The sequence below is a fragment of the Streptomyces sp. NBC_00620 genome (genome assembly GCF_026341825.1).
GTDB lineage: Bacteria > Actinomycetota > Actinomycetes > Streptomycetales > Streptomycetaceae > Streptomyces.
Window position 1 is genome coordinate 2426794 of record NZ_JAPENY010000001.1, and the last position, 21113, is coordinate 2447906.

The following is a 21113-nucleotide window of genomic DNA, read 5'->3' on the forward strand; positions in this document are numbered from 1 at the left end:
CGACCAGCCACACCGCACCCGCAGCCGAAGAACAACCCCTCACCCCTCCAACTCCCGCAACTGCTCAAGAAACCACTGCGCCGGAGGCAGAGCAGTAGCCGCGGCCGCGAGCCGTTTGGTTCGCTCAGCGCGCTCCCCCGCTCCCATCACCAACGCCTCGTGCAACGCCCCCGCCGTACCCACCACGTCGTACGGGTTCACCACGATCGCGTCCTCGCCCAGCTCCTCGTACGCCCCCGCCTCCCGGGACAGAACCAGCGCGCACCCCTCGTCGGAGACGACCGGCACCTCCTTGGCGACAAGGTTCATGCCGTCCCGGATGGGGTTCACCAGCGCCACGTCGGCGAGACGATAGGCGGCGAGGGAGCGGGCGAAGTCGTCGTCGACGTGGAGGAGGACCGGGGTCCAACCGGGCGTGCCGTAGGCGGAGTTGATCTCGTCGGCGACCCGCTGCACCTCGGCCGTGTAGTCGCGGTAGACGGCGAGGTCCTGCCGGGAGGGGTAGGCGAACGCGACGTGCACGACCCGCTCGCGCCAGGACGGCTGGTCCTCCAGGAGCTGCCGGTACGCCAGCATGCCGCGCACGATGTTCTTCGACAGCTCGGTCCGGTCGACCCGCACGATCGCCTTCCGGCCCTCGCCGATCTGCTCACGCAGCGTGGCCATGCGCTCGGCGACATCCGGCTCGTGCGAGCGCCTCCGCAGGAAGTCCGCGTCCGCCCCGAGGCCGTGCACCCCGACCCGGGTGTCACCGAGACCGCCGACCAGCTCCTGCGCACACGCGGTGAACGCGGACGCCCAGCGGTGGGTGAGGAAGCCCAGCCGGTCCGCGCCGAGCATGCCGCGCAGCACCTGTTCGGCGATGTCGTCGGGGAGCAGCCGGAAGTAGTCGACCGGCGCCCACGGGGTGTGCGAGAAGTGGCCGATGCGGAGATCCGGGCGCAGCTCCCGCAGCATCCCGGGGACCAGGGTCAGGTGGTAGTCCTGTACGACCACCACGGCGCCCTCGGCCGCCTCGTCGGCCAGCGCCCGCGCGAAGGACTGGTTGTACGCCTCGTACGACGCCCACTGGCGCCGGAACTCCTTGTCGAAGACCGGCTCCAGCGGCGTCTGGTACAGCATGTGGTGGACGAACCACAGCACGGAGTTCGCGATGCCGTTGTAGGCGTCCGCGTGCACCTCGGCGTCGATGTCCAGCATCCGCACGCCGTCCTCGCCGACCCCGCGCCGTACCGCCTCGCGGTCACCGTCGCCGAGCGCGGAGCACACCCACAGGGCGTCCCTGTCCGGGCCGATCGCAGACAGGCCCGAGACGAGGCCGCCGCCGCCGCGCTTGGCCTGTAGCTCGCCGTCTTCGCGGACGTCGTAGGAGATCGGGCCGCGGTTGGACGCGACGAGGATCCGATGATTGCCGTACGGAGAAGCCATACGCCTCAACCTAGCCCGGCCCGGAAACGCTCAAACGTACGGACGGGGTGCGGCGGAGGCGTATACAGCCGTCCGATTACGCCGCTTTGCGTGATTGGTACTCCGAGATTTCCGCCATCGGAGGCCGTTCCTCCGTGTCCACGGAGTACGTGCGCGGCTCGAAGCCGTCATCACCCCGTTCGAACTGGGTGATGGCCGGACGGATGAGATGGCCGCGGGCCAGCCTCAGCTGGGCCGTGCGGTAGATCGCCGCGGACATCCGGCCCAGCGCCTGGCCGTCCTGGTGCCGGTGCTTGCGGACGCCGACGTCGACCTGGGCGAGCGCGTCCAGGCCCACGAGGTGCAGGGCGTCGACGAGCATGCCGAGCTCCACGCCGTATCCGACCGGGAACGGGAGCTGTTCGAGGAGTGAGCGGCGGGCCGCGTACTCGCCGCCGAGCGGCTGGACGAAGCCGGCCAGCTGGGGCCAGTGCATGTTCAGCAGCGGGCGGGCCATCAGCTCGGTCACGCGACCGCCCTGGCCGGCCGCGGTTCTGCCGGAGGTGGGCTCGCCCGGCAGGTTCAGCGGGCGGTCGTACATCGCCTTGACGAGGTCCACGCCGGGCTCGGTGAGCAGCGGCCCCACGATCCCGGAGACGAAGTCCGAGGAGAACTCCTTGAGGTCCGCGTCGATGAAGCAGACGATGTCACCGCTCGTCACGAGGAGTGACCGCCACAGGACCTCGCCCTTGCCGGGCACGGCCGGGATGCGGGGGAGTATTTCGTCCCGGTGAACAACCCGGGCGCCCGCGGCGGTGGCGACCTCGGAGGTGCGGTCCGTCGAACCCGAGTCGATGACGACGATCTCGTCGACAAGGGGGACTTTCGCCGTCATCAGGTCGCGGCGGATGATGGAGACGATCTCACCGACCGTCGCCTCCTCGTTGAGCGCGGGCAGGACCACGCTCACCGTGGAGTTGGTGGATCGCTTCGCGGCTATCAACTTCTTGAGCGGGCGGTCACTCACGGACCAGGAGCGCGTGCTCAGCCAGCGCTCGACGTCTTCCAGCACGTGCGGCTCTCCCTTGCGTTCATTGGGATGCGTGTGCCCGTCGCCGCGCCAGCGGTTGGTGTGTCGCTGTCATCTCGCGGTTCGGACGGCTCTCTCCACCATCCAGGCCTTCGGTTACAGTCTTGAACAACGCTGATGACCATCGCATGTCGGGGGTCGTTGCGCGTACAACTGAATACCGCTCATCCAGAGGGGCAGAGGGATACGGCCCGTTGAAGCCCCGGCAACCCTCCAGCTGGTTCTTGTCACGTCGACGTGGTGAGGCTCCCGGCTCGGGAAGGTGCCAAATCCGTCTCACGGCGAAGTGCGTCGTGAGGAAGATGAGGAGAAAGGGCCTCCCCTCCATGGCTGCGCAGACAGTTGCAAGCACCACGAACACCGTGACCTCCCCGGATTCCGCGAACACCGTCGATCTGGGCCCCGCCGCCGCGCTTTCCTGCCGCGAGTGCGGACACCGCGTACCGCTCGGTCCGCTCTTCGCCTGCGAGGAGTGTTTCGGCCCGCTGGAGATCGCGTACGACTTCTCGGCCTACGAGACCGAGGACCTCCGCAAGCGCATCGAAGCGGGCCCCGCGAACATCTGGCGCTACGCGCCGCTCCTGCCGGTCCCGGCGGACGTCGCCGAGAAGCCGAACATCAACCCCGGCTGGACCAAGCTCGTCCAGGCCGACAACCTCGCCCGCGAGCTGGGCGTCACCCCCGGAAAGCTCTTCGTCAAGGACGACTCCGGCAACCCGACGCACTCCTTCAAGGACCGCGTCGTCGCCCAGGCCATCGAGGCCGCGCGCGCGTTCAACTTCACCACCCTCTCCTGCTCCTCCACCGGCAACCTGGCCGGCGCCGTCGGTGCCGCCGCGGCCCGGGCCGGCTTCCGCTCCTGCGTGTTCATCCCGCACGACCTGGAGCAGGGCAAGATCGTCATGGCCGCGGTGTACGGCGGCGAGCTCGTCGGCATCGAGGGCAACTACGACGACGTGAACCGTTTCTGCTCCGAGCTGATCGGCGACCCGGCCGGCGAGGGCTGGGGCTTCGTCAACGTCAACCTGCGGCCGTACTACGCGGAGGGCTCGAAGACCCTCGCGTACGAGATCTGCGAGCAGCTCGGCTGGCAGCTCCCCGACCAGCTGGTCATCCCGATCGCCTCCGGCTCCCAGCTCACGAAGATCGACAAGGGTCTGCAGGAGCTGATCAAGCTCGGGCTCGTCGAGGACAAGCCGTACAAGATCTTCGGCGCCCAGGCCGAGGGCTGCTCGCCGGTGTCCGTGGCCTACAAGGCCGGGCACGACGTCGTACGGCCCCAGAAGCCGAACACCATCGCCAAGTCGCTCGCCATCGGCAACCCGGCGGACGGGCCGTACGTGCTCGACATCGCGCGGCGCACCGGCGGTGCGGTGGAGGACGTCGACGATGAGCAGGTCGTCGAGGCGATCAAGCTCCTCGCTCAGACGGAGGGCATCTTCGCCGAGACGGCGGGTGGCGTGACGGTGGGTGTGGCGAAGAAGCTGATCGAGAACGGTCTGCTCGACCCGACCCTCACCACGGTCGTCCTCAACACCGGCGACGGCCTCAAGACCCTGGACGCGGTGGCCTCGGACACCGGGCTCACCGCTACCATCCGCCCGAACCTGGACTCCTTCCGAGAGGCTGGCCTCGCGTCATGAGCGTCAATGTCCGCATCCCCACCATCCTGCGCACCTACACCGGCGGCAAGGCCGAGGTGACGGCCGAGGGTGGCACCCTCGGCGAGGTCATCTCCGACCTTGAGAAGAACCACACCGGTATCGCCGCCCGCGTCCTGGACGACCAGGGCAAGCTGCGCCGCTTCGTCAACGTGTACGTGAACGACGACGACGTCCGCTTCGAGCAGGGCCTGGAGACGGCGACGCCGGACGGCGCCGGCGTCTCGATCATTCCGGCCGTCGCCGGAGGCTGACCATTACGCGCAGTGATTGCAGTTACCTTGGGTAATCGCAATCACCGAGAGTTCACTTGATTGCCCCCTCCGTGAGAGAAGCGGAGGGGGCAATTCTGTATGGTTGAGCGCGGTACAGTTGGGGAACGTGCTTCGCTTTCCATGTTGGTTTCATGCCGGGCGCATATGAGTTCTTGCCCGAAGTCCGACAAGAAGTAGCCAAAGTGCCCTGCACTTTTGAGCCGTTTATGGCATTTATGGGGCCCGACTTGCCCTGAATCTTTGCGAATTCTCCGCATATTCCCGATCGGTCACGCCCAGAATTCTCGTCCGATTGACCTGTTGCAGAGGGCAGTTGGACAGATACATTCAGCCGCGGTCGACGCGTTCCGGCGCACACCCCCAATCGTTGGGGGGTGAGGTCTGACCCGGGCCCGCGAAGTGCGGTCCTGTGCAAGGGCCAGTAATAGGGGAGTTAGGCATGGCTCAGGGCACCGTCAAGTGGTTCAACGCGGAGAAGGGGTACGGCTTCATCGCGGTCGACGGTGGTGCGGATGTATTCGTCCACTACAGCGCGATTCAGATGGACGGCTACCGCACCCTTGAAGAGGGCCAGCGGGTCGAGTTCGAGATCTCGCAGGGCCAGAAGGGGCCGCAGGCGGACATGGTCCGGCTGGCGACCAGCTGAAGCACGCGCCGACTGACTGTTCTGTTCGACGTGACGAAGGGCTCGTATCCCCGGCAGGGGGTGCGAGCCCTTCGGTCTGTCCGGCGGTCTGTCCCCTCTGTCAGGCGATCCGTACCCTCTTCCCGGCGCTCCGTCCCCTCTTCGCGTGTACGCGCGTACGGGACCCCGTGTCTTCCCGTGTACGTGCGTACGGGCCCGCGCGCCTGTGCACGCCCCCCGTTTCACCTGGGGATCTTCCGGAGCCGCTTGCACTCGGTAGGGGCGAGTGCTAATCATTGGCGTTAGCACTCTGCAGGTGAGAGTGACAACGAGGACCGGGTCAGTGAGGCCCGCAGGCCAAGTGGGGCAAGGAACCACGAGGCAGGCAGGCCGTCCGTCGCGGGCGCGGGCGCGGTCCGGAGCAATCCACCCCAGTCCGGGAGGACCACTTCACATGGCCAAGATCATCGCGTTCGACGAGGAGGCACGGCGCGGTCTCGAGCGCGGGATGAACCAGCTCGCCGACGCCGTCAAGGTCACCCTTGGCCCCAAGGGCCGCAACGTCGTCCTCGAGAAGAAGTGGGGCGCCCCCACGATCACCAACGATGGTGTTTCCATCGCCAAGGAGATCGAGCTCGAGGACCCTTACGAGAAGATCGGCGCCGAGCTGGTCAAGGAAGTCGCCAAGAAGACGGACGACGTCGCCGGTGACGGTACGACCACCGCGACCGTTCTGGCGCAGGCGCTGGTCCGCGAGGGCCTTCGCAACGTAGCCGCGGGTGCCAACCCGATGGCCCTCAAGCGCGGTATCGAGAAGGCCGTCGAGGCCGTCTCCGGTGCCCTGCTCGAGCAGGCCAAGGATGTCGAGACCAAGGAGCAGATCGCTTCCACGGCCTCCATCTCCGCCGCCGACACCCAGATCGGCGAGCTCATCGCCGAGGCGATGGACAAGGTCGGCAAGGAAGGCGTCATCACCGTCGAGGAGTCCCAGACCTTCGGTCTGGAGCTCGAGCTCACCGAGGGTATGCGCTTCGACAAGGGCTACATCTCGGCGTACTTCGCCACCGACATGGAGCGTATGGAGGCCGTCCTCGACGACCCCTACATCCTGATCGCCAACTCGAAGATCGCCAACGTCAAGGACCTGCTCCCGCTCCTGGAGAAGGTCATGCAGTCGGGCAAGCCGCTGCTGATCATCGCCGAGGACGTCGAGGGCGAGGCTCTGTCGACGCTGGTCGTCAACAAGATCCGTGGCACCTTCAAGTCCGTCGCCGTCAAGGCTCCGGGCTTCGGTGACCGCCGCAAGGCCATGCTCGGCGACATCGCCATCCTCACGGGCGGCGAGGTCATCTCCGAGGAGGTCGGCCTCAAGCTGGAGAACGCGGGTGTCGACCTGCTGGGCCGTGCCCGCAAGGTCGTCATCACCAAGGACGAGACCACGATCGTCGACGGCTCCGGCTCTGCCGACCAGGTCGCCGGCCGGGTCAACCAGATCCGCGCCGAGATCGAGAACTCGGACTCGGACTACGACCGCGAGAAGCTCCAGGAGCGCCTGGCGAAGCTGGCCGGCGGCGTGGCCGTCATCAAGGCCGGTGCCGCCACCGAGGTCGAGCTCAAGGAGCGCAAGCACCGCATCGAGGACGCCGTTCGCAACGCGAAGGCGGCCGTCGAGGAGGGCATCGTCGCCGGTGGTGGCGTGGCTCTCATCCAGGCTTCCTCGGTCTTCGAGAAGCTGGAGCTCACGGGTGACGAGGCGACCGGCGCCAACGCCGTGCGGCTCGCCCTGGAGGCCCCGCTCAAGCAGATCGCCGTCAACGGTGGTCTCGAGGGTGGCGTCATCGTCGAGAAGGTGCGCAACCTGCCCGTCGGTCACGGCCTGAACGCCGCGACCGGTGAGTACGTCGACATGATCGCCGAAGGCATCATCGACCCGGCGAAGGTCACGCGCTCTGCTCTGCAGAACGCCGCGTCCATCGCCGCGCTGTTCCTCACCACCGAGGCCGTCATCGCGGACAAGCCGGAGAAGGCCGGTGCCGGCGCGGGCGCCGGTGGCGGCATGCCGGGCGGTGACATGGACTTCTGATCGACCCCGGCTCCGGCCACGGTTGATCACCGTCCTTCGTACCGAGGGCGGCACCCCTTCTCCCAGGGGGTGCCGCCCTCGGGCGTTTTCGTACGTCTTCCTGGTGCCTGCGTGTCCTGGATCACCCGGGGCAGTGTGCCGGGGGCCGGAATGCGGTGACGGGTGAGGCGGTTGACGTTGACGCGGGATCGATGCGCATGCACATATTCATCATCTGCAGTATTAATCACCTGCACATATGCATGAGCATCACTCCGCCGGATCGACCGATGTCCGATCGACCGATGCCCGACCGACCCCTCCGAGGAGCCCCCACGTGACACTCGCCCCCTCCCGCGCGGCCCAGATCCTGTCCCGCCCCCTGTCCCTCAACGGCCTGACCGTCCCGAACCGGATCGTCATGGCGCCGATGACCCGCCAGTTCTCCCCGGGCGGCATCCCCGGTGAGAACGTCGCGTCGTACTACGCCCGCCGCGCCGCCGCGGGCGTGGGCCTCATCGTCACCGAGGGCACGTACATCGGTCACGAGTCGGCCGGGCAGAGCGACAGCATCCCCCGCTTCCACGGCGAGGAGCAGCTGGCGGGCTGGGCGAAGGTCGCCGAGGCCGTGCACGCGGCGGGCGGGAAGATCGTGCCGCAGCTGTGGCACATCGGCATGGTGCGCAGCGCGGGTGAGCCGCCGTTCGCGGACGCCCCCGCGGTCGGCCCGTCCGGCCTGCGCATCAACGGCACGGCCGGCGAGGGCAAGGAGATGACCCAGGCCGACCTGGACGACGTCATCGCGGCGTTCGCCGAGGCCGCGGCCGCCGCCGAGCGCATCGGCTTCGACGGGGTCGAACTGCACGGCGCACACGGCTACCTGATCGACCAGTTCTTCTGGGAGGGCACCAACCGCCGCACGGACGCGTACGGGGGTGACCTGGTCGCCCGTACCAAGTTCGCGACCGAGATCGTCGCCGCCGTCCGCGCCGCGGTCTCGCCCGACTTCCCGATCCTCTTCCGCTACTCGCAGTGGAAGCAGGAGGCGTACGACGCCCGCCTCGCGGAGACGCCGGAGGAGCTCGGCGCCCTCCTGACCCCGCTCGCCGAGGCCGGAGTGGACGCCTTCCACGCCTCCACCCGCCGCTACTGGCTCCCGGAGTTCGAAGGCTCCGACCTCAACCTCGCGGGCTGGACGAAGAAGCTCACGGGCAAGCCCACCATCACCGTCGGCTCGGTGGGCCTCGACGGCGGCGACTTCCTCCGCTCCTTCGCCGGCGAGGGCGCCCAGGCGGCGAGCCTCGACAACCTCCTCGACCGCCTGGAGCGCGACGAGTTCGACCTGGTCGCGGTGGGCCGCGCCCTGCTCCAGGACCCGGAGTGGGCCGCGAAGGTCCTCGACGGACGGCTCGGAGAGCTGGGGGCGTACGAGGCGGCGTCGCTGCGGTCGCTCAGCTGAGCCGCTGCCTTTTTGCCTGTACGTCGAGGGCGGCACCCTTCTCCCGAGGGGTGCCGCCCTCCGGCGTTGCCCGGGGCTCTGCAGGCCGTCCGGATGCCCGGAAGCCGGGATGGCACAAACTGCCATCCCGGCAGAAGTTGTCATCTGCTTGCCGTTCACCTCGCCGTCGGTGAGTGCACACAGCATCCGTCGCATGAAGAACCTCACGCTCGCCGGTGTCGCCCTCGCGCTCACCGCTGTCTCCGTCTCCCTGACCACGCCCGCCGCCCTGGCCGCGCCGGCCAAGCACACGGCCGCCACAAGCCGTATCCCCTTCACGGCCGCGACCGTGACCGCGAACGACAACGGCTCGTACCGCATCGTGTGGAAGGCTCCCGGCGTGCGGTCTGTGGCCATCCGGGCCAACGGTCATGTCGTCGCGCGCGGCGGTACTCACGGGGACGTCACGGTGAGCGGGCTGCCCGCCGCAGACCGGCAGTGGTTCGACCTGGTGCCCCAGCGCGGCGGTTCACTCCACCTCGCCGACCGCCTCGTCAAGCTCGACGGCGCGGTCAACTTCCGTGACGCGGGCGGCTACCGGACCGCCGACGGCCACTGGGTGAAGATGGGCGAGATCTACCGCTCGGACGCCCTGAACCGGCTCACCGACGCCGACCTCGCGAAGCTCGAGCGCCTCGGCATAGAGGCGGTCTACGACCTGCGGATGGCGTCCGAGCGTACGTCCGCGCCCGACCGCGTGCCGTCCGGTGCCGCGTACACCGTCGCCGACGTGCTCGCCGGTTCGGCCACCTTCACCACCATGCCCACGACCGAGGACGAGGCGGTCGAGATGATGGTGGAGGGTGAGAAGTTCATGGTCAGCGGGGACTCGGCGCGGGCCGCCTACAGCGCGGTGTTCGCCGGTGTCGCCGACGAGTCCCAGCACGGCCTGCTCTACCACTGCACCGCGGGCAAGGACCGCACCGGCTGGTCCAGCGCGGCCCTGCTCACGGCGCTGGGCGTGCCGCGCGCGACGGTGATGGACGACTACCTCGCCAGCAACACGTACCGCGCGACGGTCAACGCGGCCACGCTCGCCGCGATGCCGGCCGCCCAGGCCAAGGTGTACAAGCCGCTCCTCGACGTCCGTCCCGAGTACCTCAACTCCGGCTTCACCGAGGTGAGCACGGAGTACGGCTCGTTCAACTCCTACCTACGGAAGGGCCTCGGCATCGACACGGGCGAACTCCGCGCCCTGAAGCGGGACCTGCTGATCGGCTGACCGCCGTCCTGGGCGGGAGGCGATTGGCAGATGTGTTCCACGGTGGGGCCGCTTTACCTGCGGGTTTGCGGCTGGCTGTTGGGACACATCTGCCAATTACTTGGCTGTGGAGTTCTTGACGCCCGCGACGAACGCCGACCAGGCCTCCGGCCGGAACGCGAGCTTCGGGCCGTGGGGGGTTTTGGAGTCGCGGACGGGGACGAGGGTGGGGTGGGCGTCGGCGACTTCGAGGCAGTCGCCGCCATCGCCACCGCTGTACGTCGACTTGCGCCAGCGGGCGACTTCCAGGCAGTCGCCGCCACTGCCGCCGCTATAGCTGGACTTGTACCAAGTGGCCGCGTCCAGGTCGTACTCAGGGATGCTCCTCATGCGCGTAATCCTGCGCCATCTCCTCGATCAAGGCCAGGGACTTCTCGGGGGACAGTGCGCAGGCCGAGAGGAGTTCGTAGGTGAGGCGGTGGTGCCTGACGGTGGCCGGGTCGTCCTCCAGTCGACCGGTGCCGACACCCTCGAAGTAGACGAGTGGAGGGGCGTCCTCGAAGTCCATCAGCTTGATAGGGCCCTGCATCGCTGGGTGTGCCCCCGCCTCGAACGGCAGTACCTGCACGATGACCCGGTGCCGACGGATCAGGCCGACGACGTGGCGCAGTGCCTCCGCCATCACCTCGCGGCCGCCCGTCACCCGGCGCAATGCGGCCTCGTCAACCACCGCCCACAACAACGGCTCTGTTGGATCGTCGAGGATTTGGGCCCGATCGATCCGGGCGGACACCAGCTCCTCGATCGTCTCGTCCGGCGCCGTGGGCTGATAGGCGCGGCACACGGCTCGCGCGTACGCGGGTGTCTGGAGCAACCCGGGGATGAGCATGGTCGAGTACTGCCGGATCTCCGTAGCCGCGGCCTCCGCCTCTGCGGCCTCCGCGAAGTGCTCCGGATACTTGGACTTGGCCGCCGCACCGCAGTTCCGCGCGAAGAAGTCCTCCGTCCCCAGTACCTCGTCCAGCATCCGCGCGTACTCCGGCTGCATCCGCCGTGTCCCCGCCTCCAGCTGCCCGATGAACGAACCGCTCACGAACAGCCGTTGCCCCAACTCCTCCTGGCTGATGCCGGCCTTCTCCCGCGCATGCCGCAGCTCGGCGCCCAGCAACGCGCGTGGTGACGACGACGGGTCGAGGTCCTTCGGTCCTGCCACGGCAACTCCCTGTCCGACAGCCGATGTTGTTGGGGCGCCCTGTCTGGCCAGGTTAGGCGGCTGGCGGACACGCTGTGTTGCGAATAGTGAACTCTGCGTGGAGGTGAAGGAATGCTGCGGTCGACGGAAGAGGTCGTCGCCCTGCTTCGGGACGCACTCACGGGCGTGGGTGTCGTTCTGCCGTCCCTGTGTGTCGACCCCGTGACCGGCGCGAGCGACGAGCCGTTCGCTCTGGTCGTCCTGGGGCGCTGCAACGTACGTACGGCCGAGAAGCTGGCGTCCGTGCTGCGCGGGGAGCGGCCGCCGGTCGGGGCGTACGTCGTGGACGTACGGGACGGGCAGGTCGGGGAGGTGATGGGGCATGTGGGCGGGAAGGTGCAGTTGCGGCCCGTGGGTGGGGGCCGGGAGTGGGACTGCCCGCCGGAGTCGACCAGGCCCGCGGCGCAGGGGGAGGTACTGCGGGCGCGGGTACGGGAGAGGAACCGTGAGGTGCGCCTCCCCTGAGACTGGCCCACGGTGCGAAGCAGTCGTCCCAGTACGCCGAAGGGGCGGCGTACTCCGACGTGGTGTCGGGGCACGCCGCCCTGGGGCGGGACGAGTTGCGGGAGGTGGCCCGCGCTTTCATGGCGGTTACTTCGGGTCGCTGTTGAACTTCGAGGTCGACCAGCGGTAGCCGAGCGCCGTGAGAGCCAGGCACCAGGCGATGGCGATCCACCCGTTGTTGCCGATCTCGGTTCCGAGGAGCAGGCCGCGCAGGGTTTCGATGGCCGGGGTGAACGGCTGGTACTCGGCGATCGGCTGGAACCAGCCGGGCATGGTGTCGGCCGGGATGAAGGCGCTGGAGATGAGCGGGAGGAGGATCAGCGGCATCGCACTGTTACTGGCCGCCTCGGCGTTCGGGCTGGCCATGCCCATTCCGACCGCGATCCAGGTGAGCGCCAGCGAGAACAGCGCGAGCAGCCCGAACGCCGCCAGCCACTCCAGGGCGGTTGCGTCCGTGGAGCGGAAGCCGATGGCCACGCCGACGGCACCGACGAGGACCAGGCTGGCGAGTACCTGCAGCACGCTGCCGACGACGTGCCCGATGATCACGGAGCCGCGGTGGATGGCCATCGTGCGGAAGCGGGCGATGACACCCTCGGACATGTCGGTGGCGACGGACACCGCGGCGCCGATCACGGTGGAGCCGATGGTCATCATCAGGATGCCCGGGACGATGTAGGCGATGTAGTCGGAGCGGTCGGCGCCGCCGATGCCCGCGCTCATCACGTCGCCGAAGATGTAGACGAAGAGCAGCAGCAGCATGATCGGCGTGAGCAGCAGGTTCAGGGTGAGGGACGGGTAGCGGCGCGCGTGCAGGAGGTTGCGGCGCAGCATCGTGTTCGAGTCGCGGACGGCGAGCGAGAAGGTACTCATCAGACTGCTTCCTTCGGCTGGTTGGGGACCTTGGTGGTGCCGGTCAGGGCGAAGAACACGTCGTCGAGGTCGGGGGTGTGGACTGTGAGTTCGTCGGCCTCGATGCCGGCCGAGTCCAGCCGGTCGAGGATGGAGCGCAGTTCGCGCTGACTGCCGTCGCTGAGAATCTGCAGCGCCAGTGCTTCGTCGTCGCGGGTGACCTCGCGCAGTGCGGAGGCGGCGGACTGGTAGGCGGCCGGGTCGGTGAAGCGGAGCCGGACGTGTCCGCCGGGGATCAGTCGCTTCAGCTGCTCGGCGGTGCCCTGGGCGGCGATCCTGCCGTCGTTCAGCACCGCGATGTGGTCGGCGAGCTGGTCGGCTTCCTCGAGGTACTGGGTGGTGAGGAAGACGGTCACCCCGTCGGAGACCAACTCGCGGATGATCTGCCACATGTTGTGCCGGGCGCGCGGGTCGAGGCCGGTGGTCGGTTCGTCGAGGAAGATGATCCGCGGGTTGCCGACCAGGGTCATGGCGATGTCCAGGCGGCGCTTCATGCCGCCGGAATAGGTGGAGGCCGGCTTCTTCGCCGCGTCGACCAGGTCGAAGCGTTCCAGGAGTTCGGCCGTGACCCGCCGTCCCTCGCTTCGGGTCAGGTGGTGCAGGTCGGCCATGAGGAGCATGTTCTCCTCGCCGGTGATGAGGCCGTCGACGGCGGAGAACTGGCCGGTGACGCCGATTGCGGCGCGTACGGCTTGGGGGTGGGTGGCGAGGTTGTGGCCGCCGATGTGGATGTCGCCGGTGCCGGGGTCTGCGGTGATGAGGGTGGAGAGGATCTTGACGGCGGTGGTCTTGCCGGCGCCGTTCGGGCCGAGCAGGGAGAAGACCGTGCCGGTCGGCACCGTCAGGTCGACGCCGTCGAGGACCGTCTTGTCGCCGTAGGACTTGCGCAGCCCGTTCGCGGCGATGGCCGGGTTGGTCATGGTGGATCTCCTTCAGGGGATGCGGGCTGCTAGAGGCTGCGGGCGGTGATGTCGCCGCGGGAGGTGGTGGCGCGGATGTCGAGTCCGGCGGTGCCGTCGTTCTTGAGGGCGTTGCTGACGCGGCCGTAGTCGGTGCCGGCGTCCAGGGCTGCGGACACGCCTGCAGCGGCCGTGACCGAGATGGCGCCGGACTGGGTGCGGAGCACGACCGTGCCGCGCACGGCCTCGGTGATCCGGATGTCGCCCCGCGCGGTGCTGATCTCTCCGGGACCGCCGAGCCGGCCGACCTCGACGTCGCCGTCGGTCGCGGTGAGGCGCAGGCTCGCCGCCTCGTCGATCTTGATCCGGCGGTACGCGCCCTCGAAGACGACATCACCCAGGCGCCCGACGCCCCGGAGCTCGGCGGCGGAGGCCTTCCCCTCGACGCGGGAGCCGGCGGGCAGTTGGACGGTCACCTCGACCGATCCGGAGGCGCCGAACAACTGGTTCTTCGCCGCCGGGGCCCCGATGTGCAGGATCCCGTCGGCGTAGGCGACCGTGATCTGCTCCGCCGCCTTCACATCACGGCCCTTGGAGGCGTCCGTGGGCAGCACCTCGACGGTGGTGTCGGCCCGGTCGGCGGCGATGAACTGGACGCGTCCGGCGGGGATGTCCAGGACGGCGGAGACCGGGGCGGGGGTGTCGAACTTCTGCATGGTGCTCTCCTTCATCTGCATCGCGCGCTCCTTTGGACCGCGTCGTTTCCGATGACGGAAAAGCTACGTTGCATTCATGGATCCTTCAATGTGTTCGTTGCGCTCAATTGCTATCAGTGCAGGTGAATGCCGGGAAATCGTTGCAACGATCCTCAAGGCTAACGCAACGAAAGTCGCCTGTGCGTTGCAATGAATTGAAGGTGAACGCTATGCTGGAGGTATCAAAGGGGAACGAAGGAGATCGCAATGCCGGGAGGCAGGCTCACTCAGCAGGAACGCCAGCAGATCGCGTTGGGGCTGGCCGACGGCCTCGCCTACGCGGAGATCGCCAGGCGTCTCGACCGCCCGACCTCGACGATCACGCGTGAGGTGATGCGCAACGGCGGCCCCACCGCCTACCGCGCCGAGGTGGCCCACCGCGCGACTGAACGCCGTGCCCACAGGCGCACGCAGGCGGCGCCCCGAGGTGCGGAGGCGCCGGCGCAGGCCCACGGACGCGATGCCGAGGCCGTGCGCGAGTTCGAGGAGACGTTCACGACCGTCATGATGGGCTCGGGTATGCCCACGATGATGTCCCGGGTGATGGCCAGCCTCACCGTCACCGACACCGGCAGCCTCACCGCGGCCGAACTCGTCCAGCGTCTCCAGGTCAGCCCGGCGTCCGTCTCCAAGGCGATCGCGTTCCTGGAGAGCCAGGGCCTGGTCCGCCGGGAACGCGACGAGCGCCGACGTGAGCGCTATGTCGTCGACGACGACATCTGGTACCAGTCGATGATGGCCAGCGCCCGGTCCACCGCCCAGATCGTCGAGATCGCACGGCAGGGCGTCGGTGTCCTCGTTCCGGGCACCCCGGCCGCCACCCGCCTGGAGAACGTCGCCCGCTTCCTCGACTTCGTCAGCGAGGCCATCGCCCGCGCCGCGGAGCAGGCCCGCGAGATCCTCCAGACGAAATCCGCAACGACCTCGGACGGAGCTGCCGAGCCGAGTTCGGAGTAGGGCGCCCGACGCGCGCGTTGTCTACAGGTTCCCCATCGGCTCGATGTCGATCTTCACGGGGGTGCCCCAGATGCGCAGCACCTCGTAGTCCGTGAACTCGTGGATCAGGCGGTAGGCCATGCCCGGGCGGGGGGTCTTGCGCTCGGCGGCGAGGTAGCGCTCGGCCTCGATGCGGTCGCGGCGCGGGGTGCCGCAGAGCTGCCACGCTTGGCCGTTCCAGACTTCCGGGAGCCAGCGCTGCTGGGGCTGGGGGCGGTCTTCGCGCAGGCCGTAGCGGGACTTCGTGCGCTCGGGGGCCTCGTCGGGGCCGGGTCCACGGCCGTGCGAGAAGGAGCCGTTCACCTGGGAGCGGCGGGCGGCGCGGCGGCGGGTCTCGCACAGCAGGCAGAGGTCGGCGGCGGCCTCGTCGACCGGGCCGTTCGGGTGCTCGGAGCAGCGGGTGGTGGGCGCGGCCGTGGTGACCGTCTCGTCGAGCAGGTCGAGGGCCCGCTTCAGGTCCGCCTTGATCTCGTGCAGCTTCGCGTCGGGGGTGTCGGCGTTCAGCGCGTCGCCGTGCTCGCCCAGCACACGCAGGGCGCGGCCGAGAGCGGTGAGCTGTGCGTGGTTCACGGTGTTCGGTTCCCTCCCCGGGCGTTTTCCTGACTGTCAGAAGCGTCGCACACACCACTGACAGTGCCGTCGACAGAGGCAGAGGCAGAGGCAGAGGCAGAGGCACCAGCACTAGCACCGGCACCGGCCTCAGTACCGGCACCGGCACCGAGGCCGCCTCTCACAGCCGGCCCGAGACCGAAGACGTACGTCGCCCCGAAGCCGACGGCATACCCGGTCAGCAGCCCGCCCGCGTAGATCGCGGCCGTCATCGCCGGCCCCCCGCTTCCTGCCAGCAGCGGGAACAGCGCCCACCCCGACGGCCCGATCGCCGTCGACCCCACCTTGTCCCCGAGCATCGCGAAGAAGCCGACGAAGGCGCCGCCCGCCGCCCCGCCCGCGCAGGCCGTCAGGAACGGGCGGCCGAGGGGGAGTGAGACGCCGTAGATGAGGGGTTCACCCACGCCCAGCAGCCCCGCCGGGAGCGCCGACTTGATCGTCGTACGCATGGACTGGTCGTGGCGGAGGCGGACGTAGACCGCCAGGGCCGCGCCGACCTGGCCCGCGCCCGCCATCGCCAGGATGGGCAGCAGGACCGTGTAGCCCTGCTGCTCGATGAGGGTGGTGTGGATGGGGATGAGGGCCTGGTGCAGGCCGAGCATGACGAGGGGGAGGAAGAGGCCGCCGAGGATCAGGCCCGCGAAGGCGCCGGTGGTGGAGAGGAGCCAGTTCGCGCCGGTGCCGATGGCGGAGGACAGCTCGCCGGCCGCGTACATGAGGGCGTACAGCGTGACCAGGCCGGTGAGCAGGACCGTGAGGGTGGGGGTGAGCAGGACGTCCAGGGCCTCCGGGACCCAGCTGCGGCACCACTTCTCGACGTACGTGCCCAGGAGCGCGGCGGCCAGTGCGCCGAGTACGCCGCCCTGGCCCGGTGCCAGCGTCATCCCGAACGCCGTCACCTTCGCGACCCCCGCGTACACGATGACCGCCGCCACCGCGCCGCCCAGGATCGGGGTGCCGCCGAACTCCTTCGCCGTGTTGTAGCCGACGAAGACGGCGATCAGCGCCATGAAGCCGGAGGCGATGGCGGCGAGGGCGGGGGTGATCGCGTCCAGCCGGCCCAGGTTGATCAGCAGGCCGTTGAGGCCCGCGATGATTCCGCAGCCGATGAGGGCGGGGATCAGGGGGACGAAGATGTTCGCGACGCGGCGCAGCAGGAGTTTGCCGGGGGTGGCGTTGCGCTGCCGTCCCGCTTCCTTCAACTCGGCGCCGCGCGAAGCCAGTTCATCGGCTGTCGTTGCAGCTGATGCCGTCGTCGTCAGCAGCGCCTCGAACTCCGGGGTCACGCGGGCGACCGTGCCCGGGCCCAGGACGATCTGGTACGTCTCGTCGTCCGTGACCAGGCCGAGTACGGCGGGGAGGGCTCGCAGGGCCTCGTCCTGGACCAGGGTCCGGTCCCGCAGGCCCACGCGCAGGCGGGTCATGCAGTGGGCCACGGAGGTGATGTTCGCGGGGCCGCCGAGGAGGGGGAGCAGGGCGGCCGCGGTGGCGGTGGGGTCGTTCGGAGTGCGCACTCCCCGAGGGTGCTGGTCAGCGGGGCGCCGCCGCGAGCGCCGCGCGCAAGTGGCCGTGGCTCTCCTCCAGAAGGCGGGCGGCGGTCGGCCCGTCGACGCCGCCCAGGATGGTGAGGATCGCGTTCTTCACCTCGCCGTCCGTGGCGGCGAGGGCCTGCTCGATCTCCTCGTCCGTGGCGCCCGTCGCGAGTGACACGATGCGGCGGGAGCGGGCGCGGAGCTTCTCGTTCGAGGCGCGTACGTCGACCATCAGGTTCCCGTACGTCTTGCCGAGGCGGATCATCGTGATCGTCGAGAGCATGTTCAGGACCAGCTTCTGGGCCGTGCCCGCCTTGAGGCGTGTCGAGCCCGTGAGCAGCTCAGGGCCGACGACGACCTCGATGCCGTGGTCGGCTGCCGCTGCCAGCGCGCTGTCCGCGTTGCAGGACAGGCCGATCGTCAACGCGCCCTGCGCGCGGGCGTGTTCGACGGCGCCGATGGCGTACGGGGTGCGTCCTGAGGCGGAGACGCCGACCACCGTGTCGTCGGAGGTCAGCGCGAGTTCCGTGAGGTCCCGCGCGGCCAGCTCCTTGGAGTCCTCGGCCCCCTCGATCGACGTGACCATCGCGCTCGGGCCGCCCGCGATCAGGCCCACGACCTCGGACGGGGCGGTGTTGAAGGTGGGCGGGCACTCGGACGCGTCCAGGACACCGAGGCGGCCCGCGGTGCCCGCGCCCGCGTAGATCAGGCGCCCGCCGCGGGACATCCGCACCGTGATGTCGTCGATCGCGGCGGCGATGAGCGGAAGCCGCGCGGCGACGGCCCTCGGAACGGTCGCGTCCTCGCCGTTCATGAGCCGGGCGATCTCAACCGTCGGCAACTGATCGATCTCGGCCAGCTCGGGCCGGAACGCCTCAGTGGTGAGCGTCTCCAACTCGGCACGCAGGTCACGGTAGTTGGCGTTGGAGGTCATGGCGGGCTGCTCTTTTCGACGCGGGGTGGTAAGGCGCCCCGTCAGGGGCGCGGGGAACTGCGCGGCCAGCCACAGACGGCCCGCAGCGCTCCAACGGCATCAAGTCTCCCGGCCCAGCTAGCGCGAGCGCCCCCGCGGACTGTGCCGATGGGCAAGCGCCTCGTACGACGCCGACAAGGCCGGCGCAGCCGTCGCATACGTCCGCTGGGCGACCCCCACGAACAGACAGTCCACCACCAGCAGCTGACTCGTCCGGGACGACATCGCCGCAGGCCGCAGCTCGCTCTCGCGGGCCGTCGAGGTGGTGAGGATGTGGTCCGCGTACTGCGTCACGGGCCCGTCCGGACGGCCGGTGATCGCGACCGTCGTCGCGCCGTGTTCGAAGGCGACCCGGAGAGGTTCGATGACGTCGCCGGTCGAGCCGGAGTGGGTGATCGATATCGCCACGTCCTTGGCGCGCAGCTGCACCGCGTTGGTGACGGCGAGGTGCGGGTCGCTGTGCGCGTGGGCTATGAGCCCGATGCGGAGCAGCTTCTGGGCGAGGTCCTGGGCGACGAGACCGGACGCACCCTGCCCGTAGATGTCGATACGGCGGGCGGCGGCGAGCGCGGTGACCGCCGCGCTGAGCTGGGCCATGTCGAGCCCGGCCGCGGTGTCGGCGAGGGTCTGCTGCTCGTCGTACGCGAGCTTGGCGACCACGTCGGCGATGGGGTCGTCGACCGCGATGTCCGCGGTGACTGCGGGGGCGCGGCCCGACTGCTGCTGGGCGGCGAGCCCGGCGAGGGCGAGGCGCAGGTCTCGGTAGCCGGGGTAGCCGAGGAGGCGGGCGGTGCGGACCACCGTCGCCTCGCTGGTACCGGTGAGTTCGGCCAGGCCGGTGACCGTGAGGGCCGCGCAGCCCGCCGGGTCGGCGGCGACGGCCTCCGCGACCCGCTGCATGGAGCGTGTCATCGACGGGGCGAGCGTCCGTACCTTGGCCGCGAGGGCGGCCGGGGCGGGCGGCGCCTCACCGGCGAAAATTTCCTTCACGTCACGGGTCACCACTGAAAGATATTTTCCGTTGGGGCATACGGTCAAGGGTGCGCACAATAGGTGCATGAACCCCATCAGCGGCCCCGTCAGCCCCTTGGAGCAGGCGTTGCACGCGGCTCGCGCCCTCGTCCTCGCCGACCTCGCCGCGCGCGAGGTCGCGGACGCCGACGTGGTCTCGCTCGTCGAGGAGTCGGTGGTGCAGCGCCGCTGGTGGGTCGAGCAGTGGCCCGAGGGCGCGGAGTACGTGGCCGGGCTCGTCGCCCAGGACGTACAGGACGGCCTCCTCGAACGGCACGGGCGCTGGCCGCTGTGCCCCGTCTGCGAATCCGGCGACCCGCACGCCCTGGAGGTCGAGCCCGAGCTCGGTCCCGACCCGCACTGGGTGTGCCACCAGGCGGGCGTGAAGGTGGCCTCGGTGGGGACGCTGGGGGCGGCCGGCGGGACCCCGCCCTCGTGACCGTCTACATCGATCCGCCCACCTGGCCGGGCCACGGCCGCCTGTGGTCCCACCTGATCAGCGACGTCTCGTACGACGAACTGCACGCCTTCGCCGAGGAGTTGGGCGCCCCGCGGCGCGCCTTCGAGCGCGACCACTACGACATCCCCTCGCACCGGTACGAGGACGCGGTGCGCGCGGGCGCGGTGCAGGTCAGCAGCCGCGAGGTGGTGCGGCTGCTGTACGGGGCGGGGTTGCGCAGGGCCAAGAGGTGGGCAGGGCCGAGGAGTTCGTAGCTTCGGTCGGCGCCCGGACGCCGAGCAGTCAGCTCCGCAGCTCGTACGCGAACTGCTCACCGTCCTCGCTCACCCGGGTGAACCCGGCGCGTGAAATGACGCCCTGGGAAGGGATGTTGTCCCGGTCGACGGCCGCGAACAGCACCTTCACGTCGTCGTGCGCGAGCGCCCGGCCGGCCAGGGTGCGCAGGGCCTCGGTCGCGTAGCCGTTGCCACGGGCCTTCTCCGCCAGGTCGTAGCCGACCTCGGCGCGGCCCTCCTCGTCCGGGGTGCCGTGGAAGCCCATGCCGCCGACCGCGCGGCCGTCCTCGGTGCGTACGAGGACGAAGAGGCCCCACTCGGGGCGGTGCACCCCGGCCTCGTACGCCTTCACGACCATCCCGGCGGCCTCCCGCGTGCCCTCGAAGGGGCCGCCCTCGACCCACGCGAAGCCGCCCGTGCCGCCCGCCCGCAGATCGGCGGCGGCCGCCGGAGTGACTCCCTGGAGCGTGAGCCGCTCGGACCCGATCACCAGGTTGTTGCTCCAGCGCCACTCGGTGACCGGGGCACGGCCGGGCAGTTCGCCGCGGCCGGTCGCCCACAGCAGGGTGCGCCAGTGGTCCGGGCCGGGCCTGACATGCGGGAAGATCCGGGTCAGTACGTCCTCGCAGAGCGCGGCCGCTGGCTCGTACGGGACGCCGAGGCCCTCGGCGATGTCGTGCGTGTGCAGCAGGACTTCGGCGACGCCCATCGCGGCGAAGCCCTCGCGGTTCGCGCTGCGGAACGGGTACGGGTGGAAGGCGCGCACCTCGCGGGGTGTCGTGCGGACGGTCGCGGCGAGCAGGGCGCCGGTCGTCTCGATCACATCGACGACGCCCGCGTTGTCGGTGCCGTCCTCCATGGTGATGTCGAACGGGACGTACGCCTTGGTGGCGCGCCCCGCCAACTGCCCCGCGTACGCGATGAGATCGGAGCAGATGTGCACGGCGGTCTCGCGGCAACTCCACGCCAGGCGGCCCGCCTTGACCCCGTCCCAGTCCCGCCCGCTCAACGTCCGCAGCAGCGCCGCACTGCCCGCCACGGCCTCCGACACCTGGTCCCCACCCATGTCTCCCATGGGGTGAGGGTAGGCGCGACCGCGGTCGCGTACGTACCCGA

22 protein-coding genes and 1 riboswitch are annotated in these 21113 nt (G+C 69.6%); of the genes, 10 read left to right on the top strand and 12 right to left on the bottom strand.

Going from position 1 to position 21113, the window contains the following annotated elements:
- Positions 1–39 precede the first annotated feature (39 nt).
- On the bottom strand, positions 40–1428 hold the full coding sequence (locus OG246_RS11245) for a trehalose-6-phosphate synthase (RefSeq protein WP_266459502.1): 1389 nt from the start codon (positions 1426–1428) through the stop codon (positions 40–42).
- A 76-nt stretch (positions 1429–1504) separates the two neighbouring features.
- On the bottom strand, positions 1505–2479 hold the full coding sequence (locus OG246_RS11250; RefSeq protein WP_266459504.1) for a glucosyl-3-phosphoglycerate synthase: 975 nt from the start codon (positions 2477–2479) through the stop codon (positions 1505–1507).
- A 179-nt stretch (positions 2480–2658) separates the two neighbouring features.
- Positions 2659–2806: riboswitch (SAM riboswitch) on the top strand.
- Positions 2807–2823: 17 nt separating this feature from the next.
- Here OG246_RS11250 and thrC point away from each other — a divergent pair.
- The 6 genes from thrC (at position 2824) to OG246_RS11280 (ending at position 9840) form a co-directional block, all read left to right on the top strand.
- Entirely contained in the window at positions 2824–4140 is a 1317-nt protein-coding gene (gene thrC / locus OG246_RS11255; RefSeq protein ID WP_266459506.1) for a threonine synthase, read from the top strand.
- Positions 4137–4412: a MoaD/ThiS family protein gene (locus tag OG246_RS11260; RefSeq protein ID WP_266459508.1), complete on the top strand. Its 276-nt coding sequence runs from the start codon at positions 4137–4139 to the stop codon at positions 4410–4412. The genes thrC and OG246_RS11260 overlap by 4 nt, the downstream gene beginning before the upstream one ends.
- A gap of 460 nt (positions 4413–4872) precedes the next feature.
- Entirely contained in the window at positions 4873–5079 is a 207-nt protein-coding gene (locus OG246_RS11265; RefSeq protein WP_164304865.1) for a cold-shock protein, read from the top strand.
- A gap of 433 nt (positions 5080–5512) precedes the next feature.
- A complete protein-coding gene (gene groL / locus OG246_RS11270) occupies positions 5513–7141 on the top strand; it encodes a chaperonin GroEL (protein WP_266459511.1) in 1629 nt (542 codons plus the stop codon).
- Positions 7142–7457: 316 nt separating this feature from the next.
- Positions 7458–8579: an NADH:flavin oxidoreductase gene (locus OG246_RS11275; RefSeq protein WP_266459514.1), complete on the top strand. Its 1122-nt coding sequence runs from the start codon at positions 7458–7460 to the stop codon at positions 8577–8579.
- Between the two features lie 193 nt (positions 8580–8772).
- A complete protein-coding gene (locus OG246_RS11280; RefSeq protein WP_266459516.1) occupies positions 8773–9840 on the top strand; it encodes a tyrosine-protein phosphatase in 1068 nt (355 codons plus the stop codon).
- A 96-nt stretch (positions 9841–9936) separates the two neighbouring features.
- Here the strand turns inward: OG246_RS11280 and OG246_RS11285 are convergent, their stop codons facing one another.
- Complete coding sequence (locus OG246_RS11285; protein ID WP_266459519.1) at positions 9937–10209, bottom strand: DUF397 domain-containing protein; 273 nt, start codon at positions 10207–10209, stop codon at positions 9937–9939.
- The gene (locus OG246_RS11290; protein WP_266459522.1) at positions 10193–11032 is read right to left on the bottom strand and encodes a helix-turn-helix transcriptional regulator; all 840 of its coding nucleotides are present in this window, start codon (positions 11030–11032) and stop codon (positions 10193–10195) included. Before OG246_RS11290 ends, OG246_RS11285 begins: the two co-directional genes overlap by 17 nt.
- 111 nt (positions 11033–11143) lie before the next feature.
- Between OG246_RS11290 and OG246_RS11295 the strand changes: the two genes are divergently transcribed.
- Positions 11144–11536 carry a hypothetical protein gene (locus OG246_RS11295; RefSeq protein ID WP_266459525.1) on the top strand — a complete coding sequence of 131 codons (393 nt, stop codon included), beginning with the start codon at positions 11144–11146 and terminating at the stop codon, positions 11534–11536.
- Between the two features lie 126 nt (positions 11537–11662).
- Here the strand turns inward: OG246_RS11295 and OG246_RS11300 are convergent, their stop codons facing one another.
- The 3 genes from OG246_RS11300 to OG246_RS11310 are packed head-to-tail and all read right to left on the bottom strand — an operon-like array spanning position 11663 to position 14102.
- Entirely contained in the window at positions 11663–12448 is a 786-nt protein-coding gene (locus tag OG246_RS11300; RefSeq protein WP_266459528.1) for an ABC transporter permease, read from the bottom strand.
- Positions 12448–13407 (bottom strand): ATP-binding cassette domain-containing protein, encoded by a 960-nt coding sequence (locus OG246_RS11305; RefSeq protein WP_266459531.1) that lies wholly within the window; start codon positions 13405–13407, stop codon positions 12448–12450. The genes OG246_RS11300 and OG246_RS11305 overlap by 1 nt, the downstream gene beginning before the upstream one ends.
- Before the next feature lie 29 nt (positions 13408–13436).
- The gene (locus OG246_RS11310) at positions 13437–14102 is read right to left on the bottom strand and encodes a DUF4097 family beta strand repeat-containing protein (protein WP_266464105.1); all 666 of its coding nucleotides are present in this window, start codon (positions 14100–14102) and stop codon (positions 13437–13439) included.
- A 246-nt stretch (positions 14103–14348) separates the two neighbouring features.
- On the opposite strand from OG246_RS11310, the gene OG246_RS11315 reads away from it, so the two are divergent.
- A complete protein-coding gene (locus tag OG246_RS11315) occupies positions 14349–15098 on the top strand; it encodes a helix-turn-helix domain-containing protein (RefSeq protein WP_266459533.1) in 750 nt (249 codons plus the stop codon).
- A gap of 21 nt (positions 15099–15119) precedes the next feature.
- Here the strand turns inward: OG246_RS11315 and OG246_RS11320 are convergent, their stop codons facing one another.
- From OG246_RS11320 to OG246_RS11335, 4 genes are all read right to left on the bottom strand, one after another.
- Positions 15120–15707 (bottom strand): hypothetical protein, encoded by a 588-nt coding sequence (locus OG246_RS11320; protein ID WP_266459535.1) that lies wholly within the window; start codon positions 15705–15707, stop codon positions 15120–15122.
- The gene (locus OG246_RS11325; protein WP_266459537.1) at positions 15704–17260 is read right to left on the bottom strand and encodes a PTS transporter subunit EIIC; all 1557 of its coding nucleotides are present in this window, start codon (positions 17258–17260) and stop codon (positions 15704–15706) included. The genes OG246_RS11320 and OG246_RS11325 overlap by 4 nt, the downstream gene beginning before the upstream one ends.
- Positions 17261–17276: 16 nt before the next feature.
- Positions 17277–18212, bottom strand: coding sequence for an N-acetylmuramic acid 6-phosphate etherase (gene murQ, locus OG246_RS11330; protein WP_266459540.1), 936 nt, complete (start codon positions 18210–18212; stop codon positions 17277–17279).
- Between the two features lie 117 nt (positions 18213–18329).
- The gene (locus OG246_RS11335; RefSeq protein ID WP_266459543.1) at positions 18330–19253 is read right to left on the bottom strand and encodes a MurR/RpiR family transcriptional regulator; all 924 of its coding nucleotides are present in this window, start codon (positions 19251–19253) and stop codon (positions 18330–18332) included.
- A gap of 55 nt (positions 19254–19308) precedes the next feature.
- Here OG246_RS11335 and OG246_RS11340 point away from each other — a divergent pair, with 55 nt between their 5' ends.
- Positions 19309–19701 carry a hypothetical protein gene (locus tag OG246_RS11340; protein ID WP_266459546.1) on the top strand — a complete coding sequence of 131 codons (393 nt, stop codon included), beginning with the start codon at positions 19309–19311 and terminating at the stop codon, positions 19699–19701.
- On the top strand, positions 19698–19976 hold the full coding sequence (locus OG246_RS11345) for a DUF4031 domain-containing protein (protein WP_266459549.1): 279 nt from the start codon (positions 19698–19700) through the stop codon (positions 19974–19976). The genes OG246_RS11340 and OG246_RS11345 overlap by 4 nt, the downstream gene beginning before the upstream one ends.
- A gap of 28 nt (positions 19977–20004) precedes the next feature.
- On the opposite strand, the gene OG246_RS11350 is transcribed toward OG246_RS11345, so the two are convergent.
- Positions 20005–21072 carry a GNAT family N-acetyltransferase gene (locus OG246_RS11350; protein ID WP_266459552.1) on the bottom strand — a complete coding sequence of 356 codons (1068 nt, stop codon included), beginning with the start codon at positions 21070–21072 and terminating at the stop codon, positions 20005–20007.
- Positions 21073–21113: the final 41 nt, after the last annotated feature.